This window comes from Cobetia sp. QF-1, from assembly GCF_002213105.1.
In the GTDB taxonomy this organism is placed as follows: domain Bacteria; phylum Pseudomonadota; class Gammaproteobacteria; order Pseudomonadales; family Halomonadaceae; genus Cobetia; species Cobetia crustatorum.
Window position 1 is genome coordinate 71,236 of sequence record NZ_NBVS01000007.1, and the last position, 21,188, is coordinate 92,423.

A 21,188-nucleotide genomic window follows, 5' to 3' on the forward strand; every position below is an offset into this window, starting at 1 on the left:
TCAGGAAATATCTGAATCATCTCCAAGCAACGCCATCAAATCAGCAAGCACATCGGCATGATCGTGGCTGAATCCATCACGTCCAGCGACCTTGAGCATTTCAGAGAGTGGCACTGCTCCAAGAACAGCGGTTGTCTCTGCTGCTTCCTGAGGCTCAGGCTGTGGCTCTGCTTGTGGTTGCCCTACCTCACCATCAGAAGGTGAATCAGTCGCCGGTACTTCATCACTCGTCTCAGCGTCAAAGGCAGTCTCTTGCTCAATTTCATCCTGTTGCTTGGGCGTGAGATAGATCACGAAGGTAGTACTTGCTTCGTTACCAGATTCATCGCGACCGGTGACCTTGATATCGACCCGCTCGACGCCAAGAGACAATGCCATGGCTCGGTTGACTCGGAAGCTCAGTGAGTCGCTATCAAACGCAACATAACCAGGCAACGAACTACCATCGGCTCTAGTGGCTTCGACCTTGATTTCTTCATTATTGGTGCTCTCGAAAGCGCCGGCCGGCAGAGAGAATTCATAGACCGCCTCATTGGCCACTACATCACGCAAGATAATGGTGAGCTGAACTGGCTGAATGCTAGGGATATCCAGCAAGATAGAATCACTGAAGAGGAGCTGCTCTCTGTCATCTTCCTGTGACGTGAGACGCCCCACTTCATCACCATCAGAACCATTATCAGGTACAAAACCTGACGTAACTGTCACCGGCGGAATACCAGTCGTTCCTCGCACTACCGGTTCACTGAGTCCCGTTACATTCAGTGACAGCTGGCCTACCGCGATGCCCCCCTGGCCATCACTGACCACAAAGCCAAAGCTGTCAGTGACGCGCTGACCATCCTCAAGCGCCTGCACTGCGGTAGTGTTATTTGCCAACTCATAACGCCATGCACCATCAGACGCAATGGTCAGTTGACCATAGGTGCCCTGAATAACCGTCTGGTCATTATCAACAGATTGGCCATTGACGCTGGCAATCGTCACAGAGTCTCCGTCAACATCAATCGTGAGCGGCTCTCCATCAGCTCCGACCAGTACATTTCCCACTGCACTTGTCACGCCGTCTTCAGAGACTTCTGCACTCTGGTCCAACGCTTCAGGAATAGGGTTGCTCACCTTATACGTGAAGGTTGTGCTGGCAGTATTACCTTCAGCATCTGTAGCCGTAACCGTAAGCGTGTAGATACCCTCGTCGTTATCACCGCCCTGCGAAGCATCCGGTGACAGCGTGCCGCTGATCTCGCCGGTAGCTGGATCGATCACCAGTCCTTGGGGAAGATTCTCGACGCGGAAGGTCAGCTCGGCACCGTTGTCGACGTCAGTGAAGGCGTCAGCAATGGTGAATGGCGTGATCGCCTCACCGTCGTTGGCTGCCTGATCGGCCGGTTGCGCACCCTCGACCAGCACCGGAGCATCGTTGGTGCCATTGATGGTCACGGTGAGCAGCGCCGTGTCGGTGCCGCCCTGACCATCGGAGATCTGGTAGGTGAAGGTCTCGGTGAGCACTTCGCCGTCGGCCAGCGCCTGCACCGACGCGTTGGTGTTATCCAGCGTGTAGGTATAGCTGCCGTCGTCGGCGATGGTGACGCTGCCGTAGGTACCTGTGACCGGCGTACCGGCGGTGCTGTCAGTCCCCGCATTGGCCCCCGCGCCGATGCCACTGACGATCAGCGTATCGGTGTCCTTGCCGCCGTCTATATCCGCGTCACCGTCCGTCAATACATTGCCGTTAGTGGTGCTGGTGTCTCCTGTGGCGACGCCCTCATCCAGTTCAGCGATGTTGTCAAAGGCCTGTGGCGCGACGTTGGCTGCGTAATAGCTCAAGGAAATACTAGAATGTAGCCCTTCTTCATCGGTCGCAGTCGCCGTGACAGAGTAAAGGCCTTGAGTCGCCGTATTCCCCTGTTGAGAAGCATCATTGGAAAGAACTCCACTGATGACCCCGCTAACAGGATCAATAATCAGGCCTGCGGGCAAACCTTCTGCACTGAAGGTGAGCTGGGAATCGTTATCTATATCCTCAAAGAATTCCTGAAGATTCACCGGTGATACTGGCTCCCCATCACTTCCAACCTCAATACCCGGAGATCTGAGGGTCGCGCGCGGTGCATCGTTGGTGCCGTTGATGGTCACGGTGAGCAGCGCCGTATCGGTGCCGCTCTGACCATCGGAGATCTCGTAGGTGAAGGTCTCGCTGAGCACTTCCCCTTCGGCGAGCGCCTGAACCGCTGCGTTGGTGTTATCCAGTGCGTAGGTGTAGCTGCCATCTTCTGCAATCGTGACGCTACCGAAGGTGCCGACAACCGGCGTACCTGTGGCGCTGTCAGTGCCCGCATTGGCGCCTGCGCCGATACCACTGACGATCAGCGTATCAGTGTCGTTGCCGCCATCGATATCTGACTCGCCTTCCGTCAACACGTTGCCGTTAGTGGTGCTGGTGTCTCCTGTGGCGACGCCCTCATCCAGTTCAGCGATGTTGTCAAAGGCCTGTGGCGCGACGTTGACGACGGTCCAGGTAAAGGTCGTGGTGACCTCGGCGCCATTCTCGTCGGTACCCGTCAGCGTGACGGTGTAGATGCCGTCATTGTCGTCACCGCCAGTGGAGGCATCCGGCGACAGCGTACCGCTGATCTCGCCGGTGGCCGGGGCGATGACCAGGCCTTCCGGCAGGTTGTCAGCCGAGAAGCTGAGCTCTGCAACATTATCGATATCAGTGAAAGCATCCGCGACAAAGAACGCCGTGATGGGATCGCCATCGTTACCACTTTGATCAACAGGTTGCTCACCATCCACCAGCACCGGCGCATCGTTGCTGCCGTTGATGGTGATCGAGACAACCTGCTCAGCGGTCACGCCCTGGCTGTCAGTGACGACCACGGTGTAATCCAGCACCAGGCTTTCGCCGACGGCGAGGTGATCGAAGGCTTCACCGGCGACGTTTGAGCTGTCGAAGGTCCAGTTCAGGGTGCCGTCGTTGCTGACACCATCGATGATGGCATCGGCATCGACGGAGAGCATGCTCAGCAGCTCGGCATTGCTCAGGCCATCAGTGTCACCGGTGGCAGTCACGGCCGTGACGCTCGGCGTGACTTCGTCAGTGGTGTCCAGATCGCTCACGGAGAGCGTGCCGGCGGTGGTCAGCGTGGCGTCAGTCTCGGTCAGCGACTCAGCGGCGCTGTCGTCGCCCTCGATGGCGATGACCGGTGCGTCGTTGGTGCCGTTGATGGTAATGCTGACGACTTGCTCAGCGGTTGCGCCCTGGCTGTCAGTGACGACCACGGTGTAATCCAGCACCAGGCTCTCGCCCACCGCGAGGTGATCGAAGGCTTCGCCCGCGACACTTGCGCTGTCGAAGGCCCAGTTCAGCGTGCCGTCATTGTCGGTGTCGGCGATGATCGCCTCGGCATCGACGGACAGCATGGTGAGAAGCTCGGCATTGCTCAGGCCATCGGTATCGCCAGTGGCAACCACAGCAGCGACGCTCGGCGTGACAACATCGGTGGTATCCAGATCACTGACCGACAACGTGCCGGCGGTCGCGAGGGTGGCGTCAGATTGGGTCAAAGACTCGGCGGCGCTGTCGTCGCCCTCGATGGCGATGACCGGTGCGTCGTTGGTGCCGTTGATGGTGATCTGGACGACTTGCTCCGCGGTCGCGCCCTGGCTGTCAGTGACCACCACGGTGTAATCCAGCACCAGGCTCTCGCCCACGGCGAGGTGATCGAAGGCTTCGCCTTCCACGCTTGCGCTGTCGAAGGTCCAGTTCAGGGTGCCGTCGTTGCTGACACCATCGATGATGGCATCGGCATCGACGGAGAGCATGCTCAGCAGCTCGGCATTGCTCAGGCCATCAGTGTCACCGGTGGCAGTCACGGCCGTGACGCTCGGCGTGACGTCGTCAGTGGTATCCAGATCACTGATCGACAACGTGCCAGAGGTGCTCAGCGTGGCGTCAGATTCGGTCAGCGACTCGGCGGCACTGTCGTCGCCTTCGATGGCAATGACCGGCGCATCGTTGGTGCCGTTGATGGTAATGCTGACGACTTGCTCAGCGGTTGCGCCCTGGCTGTCAGTGACCACCACGGTGTAATCCAGCACCAGGCTCTCACCCACCGCCAGGTGATCGAAGGCTTCACCTTCGACACTGCTGCTGTCGAAGGTCCAGTTCAGCGTGCCGTCATTGTCGGTGTTGGCGATGATGGCATCGGCATCAACGGACAGCATGCCCAGCAGCTCGGCGTTGCTCAGGCCGTCGGCATCACCGGTGGCAACCACGGCAGCGACGCTCGGCGTGACGACATCGGTGGTATCCAGATCACTGACCGACAACGTGCCGGCGGTCGCGAGGGTGGCGTCAGATTCGGTCAAAGACTCAGCGGCGCTGTCGTCGCCTTCGATGGCGATGACCGGTGCGTCGTTGGTGCCGTTGATGGTGATCTGGACGACTTGCTCCGCCGTCGCACCCTGGCTGTCAGTGACGACCACGGTGTAATCCAGCACCAGGCTCTCGCCCACCGCGAGGTGATCGAAGGCTTCGCCGGCGACGCTTGCGCTGTCGAAGGCCCAGTTCAGCGTGCCGTCATTGTCGGTGTCGGCGATGATCGCCTCGGCATCGACGGACAGCATGGTGAGAAGCTGCTCATTGCTCAGGCCATCGGTATCGCCAGTGGCAACCACGGCAGCGACGCTCGGCGTGACAACATCGGTGGTATCCAGGTCGCTGACGGACAACGTGCCGGCGGTCGCGAGGGTGGCGTCAGATTGGGTCAAAGACTCGGCGGCGCTGTCGTCGCCCTCGATGGCGATGACCGGTGCGTCGTTGGTGCCGTTGATGGTGATGCTGACGACCTGCTCGGCGGTCGCGCCCTGGCTGTCGGTGACGACCACGGTGTAGTCGAGCACCAGGCTCTCGCCCACGGCGAGGTGATCGAAGGCCTCACCGGCAACGCTTGCGCTGTCGAAGGCCCAGTTCAGCGTGCCGTCGTTGCTGACGCCATCGATGATCGCCTCGGCATCGACGGACAGCATGCTCAGCAACTGATCATTGCTCAGGCCGTCGGTATCGCCGGTGGCGGTAACAGAAGCCACGCTTGGCGTGACAACGTCGGTGGTATCCAGATCGCTGATGGAAAGCGTGCCGGCGGTGCTCAGCGTATCGTCCGTCTCGGTCAGCGATTCCGCCGCACTGTCGTCGCCTTCAATGGCGATGACCGGTGCGTCGTTGGTGCCGTTGATGGTGATCGAGACGACTTGCTCGGCGGTCGCACCCTGGCTGTCAGTGACCACCACGGTGTAGTCGAGCACCAGGCTCTCGCCCACGGCGAGATGATCGAAGGCTTCACCGGCGACGCTTGCGCTGTCGAAGGTCCAATTCAGGGTGCCGTCGTTCTCGGTGTTGGCGATGATCGCCTCGGCATCGACAGAGAGCATGCTCAGCAGCTCAGCGTTGCTCAGGCCATCGGTATCGCCGGTGGCGGTAACAGAAGCCACGCTTGGCGTGACAACGTCGGTGGTATCCAGATCGCTGATGGACAACGTGCCGGCGGTGCTCAGCGTATCGTCCGTCTCGATCAGCGATTCCGCCGCACTGTCGTCGCCTTCAATGGCGATGACCGGTGCGTCGTTGGTGCCGTTGATGGTGATGCTGACGACCTGCTCGGCGGTCGCGCCCTGGCTGTCGGTGACGACCACGGTGTAGTCGAGCACCAGGCTCTCGCCCACGGCGAGGTGATCGAAGGCCTCACCGGCAACGCTTGCGCTGTCGAAGGCCCAGTTCAGCGTGCCGTCGTTGCTGACGCCATCGATGATCGCCTCTGCATCGACAGACAACATGCCCAGCAGCTCGGCATTGCTCAGGCCGTCGGTATCGCCGGTGGCAACCACGGCAGCGACGCTCGGCGTGACGACATCGGTGGTATCCAGATCACTGACCGACAACGTGCCGGCGGTCGCGAGCGTGGCGTCAGATTCGGTCAGCGATTCCGCCGCACTGTCGTCGCCCTCGATGGCGATGACCGGTGCGTCGTTGGTGCCGTTGATGGTGATCGAGACGACCTGCTCGGCGGTCGCACCCTGGCTGTCGGTGACGACCACGGTGTAGTCGAGCACCAGGCTCTCGCCCACGGCGAGATGATCGAAGGCTTCACCGGCGACGCTTGCGCTGTCGAAGGTCCAGTTCAGCGTGCCGTCGTTCTCGGTGTTGGCGATGATCGCCTCGGCATCGACAGAGAGCATGCTCAGCAGCTCAGCGTTGCTCAGGCCATCGGTATCGCCGGTGGCGGTAACAGAAGCCACGCTTGGCGTGACAACGTCGGTGGTATCCAGATCGCTGATGGACAACGTGCCGGCGGTGCTCAGCGTATCGTCCGTCTCGATCAGCGATTCCGCCGCACTGTCGTCGCCTTCAATGGCGATGACCGGTGCGTCATTGCTGCCGCTGATGGTGATCTGGACGACTTGCTCCGCCGTCACTCCCTGGCTGTCAGTGACCACCACGGTGTAATCCAGCACCAGGCTCTCGCCGACGGCGAGGTGATCGAAGGCTTCACCGGCGACGCTTGCGCTGTCGAAGGTCCAGTTCAGGGTGCCGTCATTGTCGGTGTTGGCAATGATCGCCTCGGCATCAACAGAGAGCATGCCCAGTAGCTCGGCATTGCTCAGACCATCGGTATCGCCAGTGGCAACCACGGCAGCGACGCTCGGCGTGACAACATCGGTGGTATCCAGATCGCTGACGGACAGCGTGCCGGCGGTCGCGAGGGTGGCGTCAGATTCGGTCAAAGACTCGGCGGCGCTGTCGTCGCCCTCAATGGCGATGACCGGCGCATCGTTGCTGCCGTTGATGGTAATGCTGACGACTTGCTCCGCCGTCGCGCCCTGGCTATCAGTGACGACCACGGTGTAATCCAGCACCAGGCTCTCACCTACAGCGAGGTGATCGAAGGCTTCCCCGGCGACACTGTTGCTGTCGAATGCCCAGTTCAGGGTGCCGTCATTCGCTGCATCACCGATGATCGCCTCGGCATCGACAGAGAGCATGGTGAGAAGCTGCTCATTGCTCAGGCCATCGGTATCGCCAGTGGCAACCACAGCAGCGACGCTCGGCGTGACAACATCGGTGGTATCCAGATCGCTGACGGACAGCGTGCCGGCGGTCGCGAGGGCGGCATCAGATTCGGTCAAAGACTCAGCGGCGCTGTCGTCGCCTTCAATGGTGATGACCGGTGCGTCGTTGGTGCCGTTGATGGTGATCTGGACGACTTGCTCGGCGGTCGCACCCTGGCTGTCAGTGACCACCACGGTGTAATCCAGCACCAGGCTCTCGCCCACGGCGAGGTGATCGAAGGCCTCACCGGCAACGCTTGCGCTGTCGAAGACCCAGTTCAGCGTGCCGTCGTTGCTGACGCCATCGATGATCGCCTCTGCATCGACGGACAGCATGGTGAGAAGCTGCTCATTGCTCAGGCCATCGGTATCGCCAGTGGCAACCACAGCAGCGACGCTCGGCGTGACAACATCGGTGGTATCCAGATCGCTGACGGACAGCGTGCCGGCGGTCGCGAGGGTGGCATCAGATTCGGTCAAAGACTCAGCGGCGCTGTCGTCGCCTTCGATGGAGATGACCGGTGCGTCGTTTGTTGCATTGATAGTGACAGTCAGAAGTGCTGTCGCAACACCGCCCTGACCATCCGAAATTTCATAGGTAAAGGTGTCGCTCAAGCTCTCGCCCGCCGCGAGCGCCTGTACCGCAGCATTGGTGTTATCCAACGTATAAGTGTAGCTACCGTCATCAGCGATGGAGACACTGCCAAAGCTACCTGGCACCGGCGTGCCTGCGTCGCTATCCGTCGCGACATTCGCACCGAAGCCAACACCACTGACAACCAGTACATCACTGTCGTTGCCGCCATCGCTATCTGTTCCCGGCTGGGAATCGGTGATGACATTTCCCTCTGTGGTGCTGGTATCGCCTGTCGCGATGCCCTCCTCCAACTCCGCAGTGTTGTCAAAGGCTTCAGGGGCAACGTTGGCGACGGTCCAGCTGAATGACGTTGTCACAAAAGCGCCATTCTCATCGGTGCCGGTAAGAATGACGGTGTAGATACCATCATCGTCGTCACCTCCTTGAGAGGCATCCGGCGACAATGTTCCGCTGATTTCGCCAGAGTTCAGGTCAATGACCAGACCTTCCGGCAGATTGCCAGCCGTAAATGTCAGCACCGCGTCGTTATCGATATCGGTGAAGGCATCCGCGACGCTGAATGGGGTGATGGGGTCACCATCATCATCAGACTGGTCGGCCGGCTGCTGGCCCGCCACCAACACCGGTGCATCGTTGGTGCCGTTGATGGTGATGCTGACGACCTGTTCAGCGGTCGCGCCCTGGCTGTCAGTGACCACTACGGTGTAATCGAGCACCAGGCTCTCGCCCATCGCCAGATGATCGAAGGCTTCACCCGCGACGCTTGAGCTGTCGAACGCCCAGTTCAGCGTGCCGTCATTGCTGACGCCATCGATGATCGCATCGGCATCCACGGACAGCATGCCCAGTAGCTCGGCATTGCTCAGACCATCGGTGTCACCGGTGGCAGTAACAGCGGCGACGCTCGGCGTCACTTCATCGGTGGTATCCAGATCGCTGACCGACAGCGTGCCGGAGGTCGCGAGCGTGGCGTCAGACTCGGTCAGCGTCTCGGCTGCACTGTCGTCGCCTTCAATGGCGATGACCGGTTCGTCGTTGGTGCCGTTGATGGTGATCTGGACGACCTGTTCCGCCGTCGCGCCCTGGCTGTCAGTGACCACCACGGTGTAATCCAGCACCAGGCTCTCACCCACGGCGAGGTGATCGAAGGCTTCACCGGCGACGCTTGCGCTGTCGAAGGCCCAGTTCAGCGTGCCGTCATTGTCGGTGTCGGCGATGATCGCCTCGGCATCGACAGAGAGCATGCCCAGCAGCTGGGCATTGCTCAGGCCGTCGGTATCGCCGGTGGCGGTCACGGAAGCGACGCTCGGGGTGACGATATCGGTGGTATCCAGATCGCTGACGGACAGCGTGCCGGCCGTCGCGAGCGTGGTGTCCGATTCGGTCAGCGTCTCAGCGGCGCTATCGTCGCCCTCGATGGAGATGACCGGTGCATCGTTGGTGCCGTTGATGGTGATGGTCAGCAGCGCAGTATCGACACCGTCTTGAGCATCTGAAATCTGATAGGTGAAGGTCTCACTGAGCACTTCGCCAACCGCCAGCGCCTGCACATCTTCATTGGCATTGTTCAGGTCGTAGGTATAGGTACCGTCAGCATTGATGATGAGCGAACCATAGTTTCCATCGACATCGCTGCCAGCGGCTGCCAGCGTCGCTGGCACAGCACCGAATGCGATACCACTGACGACCAGAGCATCGTTGTCATTGCCGCCGTCACTATCCGCTTGATCATTGTCACCGGCGCCCAGAGCACCAAGAACATTGCCGCTGACAGCGCTGTCGTCAGTCGCACTCGCGCCTTCATCGATGAAGGCAGCATCGTTTTCAGCCTCTGGCGCTACATTGGCGACAGTCCAGGTAAAGCTTGTCGTGACCTCGGCACCGTTCTCATCAGTGCTGGTCAAGATGACGGTGTAGATGCCGTCCCCGTCATCACCGCCCTGAGAAGCATCACTGGTCAATGTACCGCTGATGTCACCCGTCTCTGCATCGATGCTCAAACCCGCTGGCAGGTTGGCGGCCGCGAACGTCAGTACGGCATCGTTATCAACGTCGGCAAAGGCATCTGACACACTGAACGGCGTGATCGCATCACCGTCGTCATATGCCTGATCAACCGGTTGCGCGTCAGCCACCAGAACCGGCGCATCATTGCTACCGGTGATGGTCAGCGTGATGTCCTGACTGTCGGAGCCGCCCTGGCCATCCGCCACCTCGACGGTATAGGTCAGCGTCAGCACCTCACCCAGCGCCAGGTGATCGAAGGCAGTCGGTAACGCACTGCTATCGAAGTCCCAATTCAGGGTGCCCTGAGTGTCGGTGCCATTGATGACGGCCCCGTCATCCACTGACAGCATCGCGAGCAGATCAGCCTCTGACAGGCCATTGATATCACCAGTGGTTGCTACCGCCGTGATGCTCGGCGTCACGCTATCGGTGGTATCGACATCTGCCACACTCAGCGTGCCGCTGGCACTGAGACCAGCATCGCTTTCGATCAGCGATGCACCAGCGCTATCCCCTGCCTCCAGCGTGATGACCGGCGCATCATTGGTGCCGTTGATGGTGATGGTCAGTTCAGCGGTGTCCGTGCCACCCTGACCATCAGATATTTCATAGCTGATGGTATCGGTGAGAGTTTCACCGACCGCCAATGCCTGTACAGCATCGTTGGTGTTATCGAGGGTATAGAGATATTCACCCGTACCATCGAGAGTGATGCTGCCGAAGGTGCCATCAGCAGAGGTGGCGCCGTCGACGATTGCCTGGCCGGCACCGACACCGCTGACACTCAGTTCATCGGCATCATTTCCGCCGTCGCTATCGACACTTGCATCCGGTGCGGCATCTGTCAGGACATTGCCACCCGTCGTGCTGACGGCAGTGGTCTCGAGACCCTCATCAAGCGCATTCGTATTGTCCTGCGCGATCGGATCAACGTTGGCGACATTCCATATGAAGGTGGTCGTCACACTGGCATTCTGATCATCTGTCACGGTGATGACGACGTCGTGTGCACCCTCCGTGCCACCTTGAGAGGCATCACTGGTGAGTGTACCGCTGATCACGCCGGTATCTGGGTCAATGCTCAATCCATCCGGCAGATTGGCCGCACTGTAGGTCAGCGACGCATCAGCGTCGACGTCAGTGAAGGCACCCGATACATCCAGCGGTGTCACGGCTTCGCCATCAGCGTCACTCTGCTCAACCGGTTGTGCACCATCGACCAGCACCGGCGCATCGTTGCTGCCATTGATGGTGATGGTCAGCAGTGCCGTCGCAACGCCACCCTGGCCATCGGAGATTTCATAGGTGAAAGTCTCGACCAGAGTATCGCCAACATCCAATGCCTGGACGGCTGCGCTGCTGTTATCCAGGGTATAGACGTAAGCGCCATTGGAGGCGATGGCAAGACTGCCATAGTCACCATCGACGTCTTCGCCAGCGGCCGCGTCGGTCGCGACATTCGCCCCGAAGCCCACGCCATTGATGAGCAGGGTGTCGTTATCATCACCGCCATCGCTATCCACGCCAGCATCAGTGATCACGTTGCCTTCAGTGGTGCTGATGCTGTCAATGGCGGTACCTTCCTCAAGGGAATCCGCGTTGTCCTGAGCGATGGGGTCCACGTTTGCCACGGTCCACGTGAAGTCAGTGGTGACAATGGCGCCCTGGTCATCGGTCGCCGTCAGCGTGACGGTATGAACACCCTCTGTGCCACCTTGAGAAGCATCGCTGCTCAGGGTGCCGCTGATCACGCCGGTACTCGCGTTGAGGCTCAGACCATCGGGTAGTTCGGTGGCGGTATAGGCCAATACTGCACCGTCATCAACATCTGCAAACAGATCGACGACATCGAAGGCAGTGATCGCCTGGCCATCGACGCCGGTCAGATTCATCTGGGTATCGACAACGACCGGCGCGTCATTGGTGCCTGTCACCGTGATGGTCAGCGTGCTGCTGGATTCGGCGCCATTGTCATCCTGTACCGTATAGGCAACGACCGTCGTTGCTGTTTCGCCTACGGCGAGATTGTCGAAGTCCGCGCCCGGTACGAACGTATAGCCACCGTCAGCGTCGATGGTGATCGCTCCGCCGCCGGTCATGGCGACGGAGGTCCCCACTCCGCCAGCCGCACCAGCCACCTGACTGACAGCACTGGTCGACCCCGTATCGATATCGGTGTCATTGGCCAATACGCCATCAACAGCGGCTACCGTCAGACCCACGTTCTCGGTGGTGGCTCCACTGTCCACGACGGCCACCGGCGCATCATTGACGCCAGTGATGGTGATGTCGACCGTCGTGGTCGTCACGCCATCGGCATTGGTGACCGTGATGCTGTCCGTCAGCGTCGCGCCCTGATTCAGCTGCTGAATTGCATCCTGTGCGTTATCGGCGCTATAGGTCCAGTTGCCATCGGCATCGACGACAAGCTCACCATAGGTGCCGGCAAGCGTCTCAGCGGTAAACTTGTCTTCTCCTGCATCGCCGCCAGTCCCTGCAACCAGCGTACCTGTCGCGATGAGATTTCCGTCAGCATCGACCGCAGTATCTTCGGTGACATTGCCGCTATCCGCGGTCAATGTCGGAATGTCATCCACGCCATTGATGGTCACGCTGACGGTCGCCGTCGACAGACCGCCCTCACCATCACTGACTTGATAGGTAATGGTGGAAACGGCGCTTTCACCTGCTTTCAAGTCTTCAAAATCACCGGCAGGATCAAAGCTCCAGCTACCATCTTCATTCAGGACGAAGGAGCCGCCCTCGCTGCCGGTGACCGGCTGACCGACACTGCCCGCATTGCCATTGACCTGGCTGACAGACAACGAGGACGCATCGTCCACATCCGTGTCGTTGCTCAGCACATTCGTGGTATCGGCAACAGTGAGAGCCGTGTCTTCATTGGTGGCAGTGGCATCAGCAACCGCCACCGGCGCATCATTGGTGCCATTGATCGTGAGGGTCAGAAGCGCTGTCGCCAGACCACCCTGTCCATCAGAGATCTGATAGGTGAATGTCTCGACGAGGCTATCGCCGACATCGAGTGCCTGAACCGCGCTGTTGGCGTTATCAAGGGTGTAGGTGTAGCTACCGTCAGCAGCGATGACAACGGCGCCATAACTTCCGTCAACGGCTACCCCTGCAGCTGTGTCAGTCGCCACATTCTCGCCAACGCCGACACCACTGACGACGATGACATCATCATCATTGCCACCGTCACTATCGGTGCCTGCGTCAGAAATGACGTTACCGTTGGCCGTGCTGACGGAATCGGTCGCGAGTCCTTCAGCAACGTCGTCGCTATTGTCCTGCGCGACGGGATCCACGTTGGCAACGGTCCACGTGAAAGTCGTGGTGACAGACGCATCGTTTTCATCCGTCGCCGTCAGTGTGACGGTGTGAACGCCATCAATACCGCCCTGAGAGGCATCACTGGTCAGCGTACCGCTGATGATGCCCGTGCTCGGATCGATGCTCAGACCCTCCGGCAGATCCGCAGCAGCGTAGCTCAGCTCAGCTCCATCATCCGTATCAGCGAACAGATCAACCACGTCGAACGGTGTGATTGCCTGACCATCAACACCCGTCTGGTCCTGCTGGACCTCAACGACCGTCGGCGCATCGTTTGTCCCTGTGACGGTGATCGTCAGCGTACTGCTCGACTCGGCCCCGTTATCGTCCTGAACGGTGTAGGCAACCGTGGTGGTCGCTGTCTCATCTACGGCGAGATAGTCAAAATCGGTACCCGGCGAGAAGGTATAACTGCCATCGGCAGCAATGGTGATCGACCCGCCCCCCGTCATCGCGACAGAGGCATCAACACCCGTACCCGCGCCAGCCACCTGGCTGACGGTCTTGGTGGAGCCCTGATCGATATCGGTATCGTTGGACAGCACGCCATCGACAGCCGCAACGACGAGGTCGGTGTTTTCTGCGGTAGTGCCCGTATCCGCGACAGCCACTGGCGCGTCATTGACGCCAGTGATGGTGATATCGACCGTCGTTGTCGTCACGCCATCGGCATTGGTGACCGTAATGCTATCCGTCAGCGTCGCGCCCTGATTGAGCTGCTGAATCGCGTCTTGCGTGTTATCGGCGCTGTAGGTCCAGTTGCCATCGGCATCGACGACAAGTTCGCCATAAGTGCCAGTGAGGGTCTCGGCAGTGAACTTGTCTTCCCCAGCGTCACCGTCTGTACCTGCATCAAGGGTACCGCTGGTCGTCAGGTCGCCGTCTGTCACGTTGGTATCTTCCGTGACAGCACCCGTGTCAGCGATCAGCGTCGGGATATCATTGGTGCCCGTGACGGTGATCGTCAGCGTACTGCTCGACTCGGCCCCGTTATCGTCCTGAACAGTGTAGGCAATCGTGGTTGTGGCACTTTCGCCAGCGGCAAGATAATCGAAATCAGCACCCGGAACGAAGGTATAGCTTCCATCGGCAGCGATGGTGATCGACCCGCCACCCGTCATCGCGACAGAGGCATCAACACCCGTCCCCGCGCCAGCCACCTGGCTGACGGTCTTGGTGGAGCCCTGATCGATATCGGTATCGTTGGACAGCACGCCATCGACAGCCGCAACGACGAGGTCGGAGTTTTCTGAGGTGGTACCGATATCCGCAACGGCCACCGGCGCATCATTGACGCCAGTGATGGTGATATCGACCGTCGTGGTCGTCACACCATCGGCATTGGTGACCGTAAGGCTATCGGTCAGGGTCGCGCCCTGATTGAGCTGCTGAATCGCGTCTTGCGCGTTATCGGCGCTGTAGGTCCAGTTGCCATCGGCATCGACGGTCAGTTCACCGTAGATACCGGCGAGAGTCTCTGCCGTGAACTTGTCTTCACCTGTATCGCCATCCGTGCCCGCCGCCAAGGTACCGCTGGTCGTCAGGTCGCCGTCTGTCACGTTGGTATCTTCCGTGACAGCACCCGTGTCAGCGATCAGTGTCGGAATATCATCGACACCATTGACGGTCACGCTGACGGTCGCCGTCGACACACCGCCTTCACCATCACTGACCTGATACGTCACGGTGGTCACTGCGCTTTCACCTGCTTTCAGCCCTTCGAAATCTCCGTCAGGGGTGAAGCTCCAGCTACCATCCTGATTCAGGGTGAAGGAGCCACCCGTGCTGCCAGCCACTAGCTGACCCACGTTACCGTCACTGCCATTGACCTGACTGACGACGAAGTCTTCCTCCGGCGTATCCAGATCGGTGTCATTGCTCAGCACACCGTTTTCAGCCTCAACCGCCAACGCAGTGTCTTCATCAGTGATGCCAGCATCATTGACAGCTACCGGATCATCATTGGTATCCACAACCTTCAGATAGCCCGTCAGGATATTGCTATCGAGTGAAGCGTCACCGCCTGATTCATCTTCAGACAAGCCATCATTGTTGCCGTCATTGACCACCACGGTGTAGGCGCGAGTGGTAGTGTCCGGATCATCACTGACGTTCTGATAGGTCAGGGAGTTGACCAATGCTGCCACCTGAGCTGCCGTGGCACCGGAGGCCAGCGCCACGGTCAAGGTGCCATCATCAAGATCGGCGTTTGCAAAGCCATCAAGCGCTTCATCCACCGAGAAGATATCGAAGTTCGTCGCAGTATCGATAGTGATGGTAATGGTGCCGCCGCCGAAGTTGTCACCGACCAGAGCAGTATCGATATCACTTAGAGAGGCCTCTGATACCAAGGCAACTTCCGCACTGCCAGTTCCCGGGCCGCTATTTTCAACGACTGAAATAGCGAAGGCTTCAGGCGCGGTGCTACCCGTCAGCACCGGCGCATCATTGATCGGATTCACTGTCGTGTTCAGCGTTGCAGCACTTGCGGCATCAGACCAGATACCGGCCTGGTCAAAAGTAGAAACATCCACACGGGATTCAGATGTCACTGCACCGCTGCTATCGTCGGCCACCACATAGTCGAGCCCCGTCGGCGCGCCATGATAATTCTCTGCCGGTACAAAGCGCAGCGAGTCAGTCGTCGTCAGAACGAGTGCGTTGCTGTCGCTGACATCGTCCGGCACATCGATCCAGGTGGCACCAGCATCCGTGGAGTACTGCCAAGTGCCTTCAGTATCGATTGATGGGCTGGAGATGATGGCAACACCCGCGAAGCTATCTGCCTCACTGCCACCAGACACCGCCTCATCAGTTTGATCGTCTGCACTGGCATCATCGAAGTTACCGCCCATCAGGTTGGCAACGGTGTCGCCTTCAGAATCGGTAACGTCTTCGTCAATGGCCGCCAGGGTCACGCTATCGTCTGGTATGGCCGGGGCATCGTTCGTCTCAATAACACTGGTGCCAATGGCAATCAGAGCATCCGACCAGACGCTAGCCTGATCACCCAGATTGCCGTTGGGTTCATCGGCAAGGTCGAACAAATCGCTAGCGGAATCGCTGGTATTGATACCCAAATCGCTGCCATCGCCGAGGCGTACGGCCAAGGCACCTGGCACTCCATTGAAGTCATCAGCCAGTACGAAACGGATATCAGCGTCTGCCGAAACCACCAATGCACTGCTATCGGATAGACCTGCAGGAATATCGATCCAATCAGATCCGATCAATACCTGCCATGTACCCTGATTACTGGTAGAGCTATTACCAGTAATTGCGACATAGGTCAGCGGGGTTTCTTCGCTGGCAGCAGTGAGGCCATTTTCCTGGGTTTGATCATCAGTCGTATCACTGTACTGATCATTCAGAAGGGTGAGGAGATCGGTGCCGCTGATATTAGCGTCGGCGGTATCTTCATTGATCGCCACCACGGACTCGTCAGCACCATCGGATACAGGACGGTCGTTGACTGACGTGACCGTCAGCGTGATATTCCTGCTAACTTCCTGCTCGCCACTTTCATTAGTGCCTGCAATCAAGCCGGTATTACCGCCATCATTGAAGGTAATACCGAGTATATCTTCACCGTAGTAATCACCATCAGCGGTATACGTCTCGGCATTCAGCGCAGCTTGCAGCTGGGCTTCGGTGCCAGTGAGGGTGACGTTGCTGGTGCCATCATTGAAAGTACCGTGCTGAACGGTCAGCGTCAGTGTCAGGTTATCCGCACCAAAATCATCGGGATCATTCAGCACAACCCCCAAAGCAGATAGATTGAGGCTGGAATCTTCATTCAGCACACCGGCTTCTGGTGTGGCACTGGTGATCGTCGGGGCATCATTCTCACCCGAGACATTGATCGTGATCGAAGCAGAAGCTGATTCTTCCTGCGCATTTTCCTGAGTCGGATCACCATTACCTTCATCATTGAAGGTAATGTTCAGCTTGGCTGATTTATCGTCGTTAATATCTGCAGCGGTAAATTCAAGCGTCGCCAAGGCAGCATTGAGGTCCGCCAGCGTTCCGGTCAATTCCAGAACGCCAGTTTCTTGACCACTGACGGTAAGCCCTATACCCGCAACAAGATCAAGCGTGCCATCGGCAAATGCTTCACCTTGTTCAACCGTTACCATCACGGTCTGGACATCGTTATAAACGTCCTGACCAAAATCATTGTCATCCGCGACAGAAATACCGGAGATGGTCAGTGGCTGACCATCATCCATCACCAGCGTTTCCGTGGGTACGGTCAAGAGCGGTACATCATTGACCGCAGTGATCGTGATGTCGGTAGTCGCCGTTGTAGTGATCGCGGTGCCATCACCATGCAGGTCGGTATCCGTCGCGGTAACGGTCAACTCCACCGTGCCATTGTCATTCTCATCTGGCTGATACTGGATATTTTTCAGCGCAGCTTTGATATCAGTCACCGTGCCGATCACAGTGATAGTGCCAGACTGGTTGCCGCTGACAACAGCATCTCCCGCAGCAGTGATCTGCAGATTTCCCGCCGGCACACTGAGTACCACGGTGACATCTTCATCAAAACTATCAGCGTCAGTCACGGTGATGGTACCGATATCCTGATAGCCACCATCTTCCGTAACCACCAGCTCGGTAGTGTCCGGCAGAGTCACGACAGGGGCATCATTCTCTGTAGAGGCCCAAAGCTCTACGTTCGCAGTTACCGTATTGAAATCCTCGCCTATAGCCGCCCCACCTTCGTTGGCAGAGCCGCCATTCAGGCTGCCATCGCCAAGACGGTCATCCACGACGGCTTCCAACGTCCAACGCTGATCAGGGTCCTCCTCACCAGAAATCGGGTCCAACACCATCTGCACGCTCAAGGTGTCCAAAGAGGCTTGAACGGCCTCCAAGGTACCTTCAATCACCAGAGTATTGGCATCAGTGATAACAGTGGAATCTGCACCACTGGGCAGTGCTGTCAGAACAGCGGTAGTAAACGGAACGATGGCACCGTCTTCATCCTTGAGCGAGAGTGATACCTTGATGCTATCAGTCTCAGCCGCATCGACACCCAGACCTGACTCGGCGTCCAGGATATCGACGTCACCAATAACAAAGGCGCCACCAAGATCCAGTGCAGAAAGTGCAGTAGAGGCCGGGATCAGCTTGTCTTCTGGCTGAGTCCCCGTGATTTCAGGAGAGTCATCCAACGGCGTGATGACAATATCAAAGGTGGCTTCATCAGTCGTCAGTGGCCCATCACTGACGGTAAAGGTGAAATCGTCAGAGCGTGTCTCACCGCCATCATGCTCGTATGAGAGCAAACCGCTATCGATATCAGCTTGAGTGAAGGAGCTGCCGACGCGCAGCGTCTTGCCACTGACGAGCAGCGTGCCATTTTCGGGGAGGCTTTCGACAACGTAGGTCGACTGACGTGTCGTGTTATCACTATCAACTGCCTGCAAGAGGCTATTGGTAATGACCGCAATCTCACCTTCGCCAAGTGCGAGCGGATTATTGGCTGATGTTGTCGTGACCCCCGCGGCATTCGTCACCGTCTGATCGGCAGCATCAGCGGTCAAAGGAATCATCGGAGCGTCATTGAAGGGAGTGACGGCTATCGTCACGGTGCCGGTATTGGAGACGTTACTGGTCTCCAGGCCGTTGTCGGTTGGCGTGCTGGTGTCAGTGTCGAAAGGATCAGACGGCGCTGCAAGATCATCGCGGACGATGAAGGTGAAACTATCGTTCAGCTCATCAGTGCTTTCTCCGCCGTCATGCACGTAACGCAGGCCACTGGTTTCGCCATCAGCGTCAGCGCTCAGAATGTCCTGGGAGTACCAGACATCTTCTGAGGCTGCCACCCACTCACTGCCATCCCAGACTTGAAGCGTGCCGCCGCTCAGATCATCCAGACTGATCTGGAACCACAGATCATCCGTTGCGCCTTCATCTCCGAGGCCCTCTTCACTGCCATCCGCATCGGTCATCACCAGATCAGTGATGCGCACGATACCGGTGCCATCCACCGTTTTCTCAATCACGCTGACACTGGAGTCGCTAGCCACAGGCGCATCATTGACCGGGGTCGCGTCGATGGAGAAGGTATCAATTGCAGTGAAATCACCGCCATTGGTCACGGTATAAGTGAATTCTGACTCATGATCCTCACTGCCGTCCTGCAGGAAGGTCACCAGTCCCGCGTCGATATCAGCCTGGGTGAAACTGCCATAGGCACTAAGCGCAGTACCATCCACATACAGGGTGCCGTTGGTCGGCAATACAGACACGGTGTAGACAATCTGGCTGGTCGGGTAGGTGTAAGCCCCTGCCGTCACCGTATATTGCAGCTCTGATGTGGAAATCACGGTAGCTGTGGTGGTGGAAGTCGCTTCCTCAACAACCAGCCCAGCATTGATCGAAATCGAATCGATTGGATCTTGCGGGTCCAAGCCCTGTCCACCGACGCCATCATCCACCGTAAAGGTCAGCGTGCCAGTGGTGGGGGAGTTTGCGCCCCCCATGTCCCTGCATCGCCAGCAGTCTCGAAGGCCTTGAATTCGGAGTCGACCAGGCCGAAAGTGAATCCTGTATCGGTAGTGGTACCTTCCGGCGCAGACTCGGTTTGCACGTAGCGGACGAAACCGCTATCGACCTGAGCCTGAGTAAAGCTGGTACCGACGATCAACTCTACCCATTCCGGCGATTCCTCAGTGCCGACGTTGAGCTGAATCTCGCCATAGGTAGGGATAGATTGGACCGAGTAGGCAAGCTGATCCGTCGTGCTGTCCGGATCTACTGCTCCCAATGCTGCCGTGGTGATGACGACTGAGCTATCAGCATTGGTCGTGGCATCCAATGCTTCGGTAGTCGGCGTCAGCGTCGGGTCGTCATTGTTCTCCAGAATACCGATAGTGATCGTGCGCTCACTGGAGAGCGCGTTGCCCTCACCTTCACCGCCGCCGACATCGGTAACCTTGATGGTGAAGCTAGGCCGGTCATCGAAATCAGGCTCATCGCCATCATGGGCAAAGGATAAGTACTGAAGCTGGTCTGCCGTAAAGCTCGCCAGATCATCCGATATGCTGGAAATAACTTCATCGGCGTCGGCGATGCCGTCTTCATTCAGATCCAGATACAAAGTGCCACGGTCAGCGAGGTTACCGAGGTTCGTGATTTCGACCGTCGCATTGGCGGCCGCATCAGCATGTCCCGACTCTTCATCGGTGTATGTCAGCCCCAGTGACGTGCTCTGACCTTCGAACTGCTGCGAATCACCCGTCACCGCAGGCGCCGCATTATCCGGGATCAGCTCGACATTGAGCATGGCGAAGGCCTCACCACCAGCTCCATCAACGACTGTGACCGAAAAGCTGTCGGTATCCCCTACGGCAATATCACTGCCATCATGGGTATAGACGAGCTTGCTGAGCTGACTTGCATCAAAGGTAGAACCCACAGCGACAGGAGAGCCATTGAAGGTCAACTTACCCGTGGTCGGCAGGCTATCGATCGCGAGGATCAACTGATCCTCGCCCTGCTCACCACTGGTGATATCCGGATCACTCAGGCCCAGCGCCTCGATAGAAAAAGTAAAGGTGCCCGCCTCTGTGGCAGAAGGATAGTTTTCACCACTGTCAGTAAAAACCGGATCATCATTGACTGGAGTAAGCGTCGCCACGAAATCCAGCGAGCTCCTTGATTCGCCGCCCTCGGTGAGATTCAGATTCAGGGTAATGTCATCGGTGTAGTTCTCACCCGGAGTCACGGTGACTCCCGCCAACTGATCAGTAATCTCCTGCGCCGTACCGGTAAATGCTGTGCTGCTGCCACCACTGCTGAGCACCGCACCGGCGTCTACTGCCGCCGCATCCAGGCTCAAATTCAGCGTGTACTGATCCGTCCCCTCTGCGCCCCCTTCATCCGTCACGCTCAAGCTGGAGAGTGAATACGGAGTATCCTCGGTGCCTGACAAGGTTGCTTGCATGTTGTCGCTGCTGACGTCGGCACTTTCGACAACGGTCACAGCAGCAGCAGCATCCAACAGCAGACGGGGCTCAAGAGCCTGAAGATCGAGTTCGCGCATCAGTGGGCACCAGTGTAATTATTTGGAGACATTTGTTAACAAAAATATACATTACGCGCTAGAATTCAG

2 protein-coding genes are annotated in these 21,188 nt (G+C 58.2%); both read right to left on the minus strand.

Features of this window, described 5'->3' with window-relative positions; all coding sequences use genetic code 11:
* On the minus strand, positions 1-19,557 hold the full coding sequence (locus tag CFN46_RS13260) for a VCBS domain-containing protein (RefSeq protein WP_088743756.1): 19,557 nt from the start codon (positions 19,555-19,557) through the stop codon (positions 1-3).
* The gene (locus CFN46_RS13265; protein ID WP_088743757.1) at positions 19,521-21,119 is read right to left on the minus strand and encodes a cadherin-like domain-containing protein; all 1,599 of its coding nucleotides are present in this window, start codon (positions 21,117-21,119) and stop codon (positions 19,521-19,523) included. The genes CFN46_RS13260 and CFN46_RS13265 overlap by 37 nt, the downstream gene beginning before the upstream one ends.
* Between the last annotated feature and the right edge of the window lie 69 nt (positions 21,120-21,188).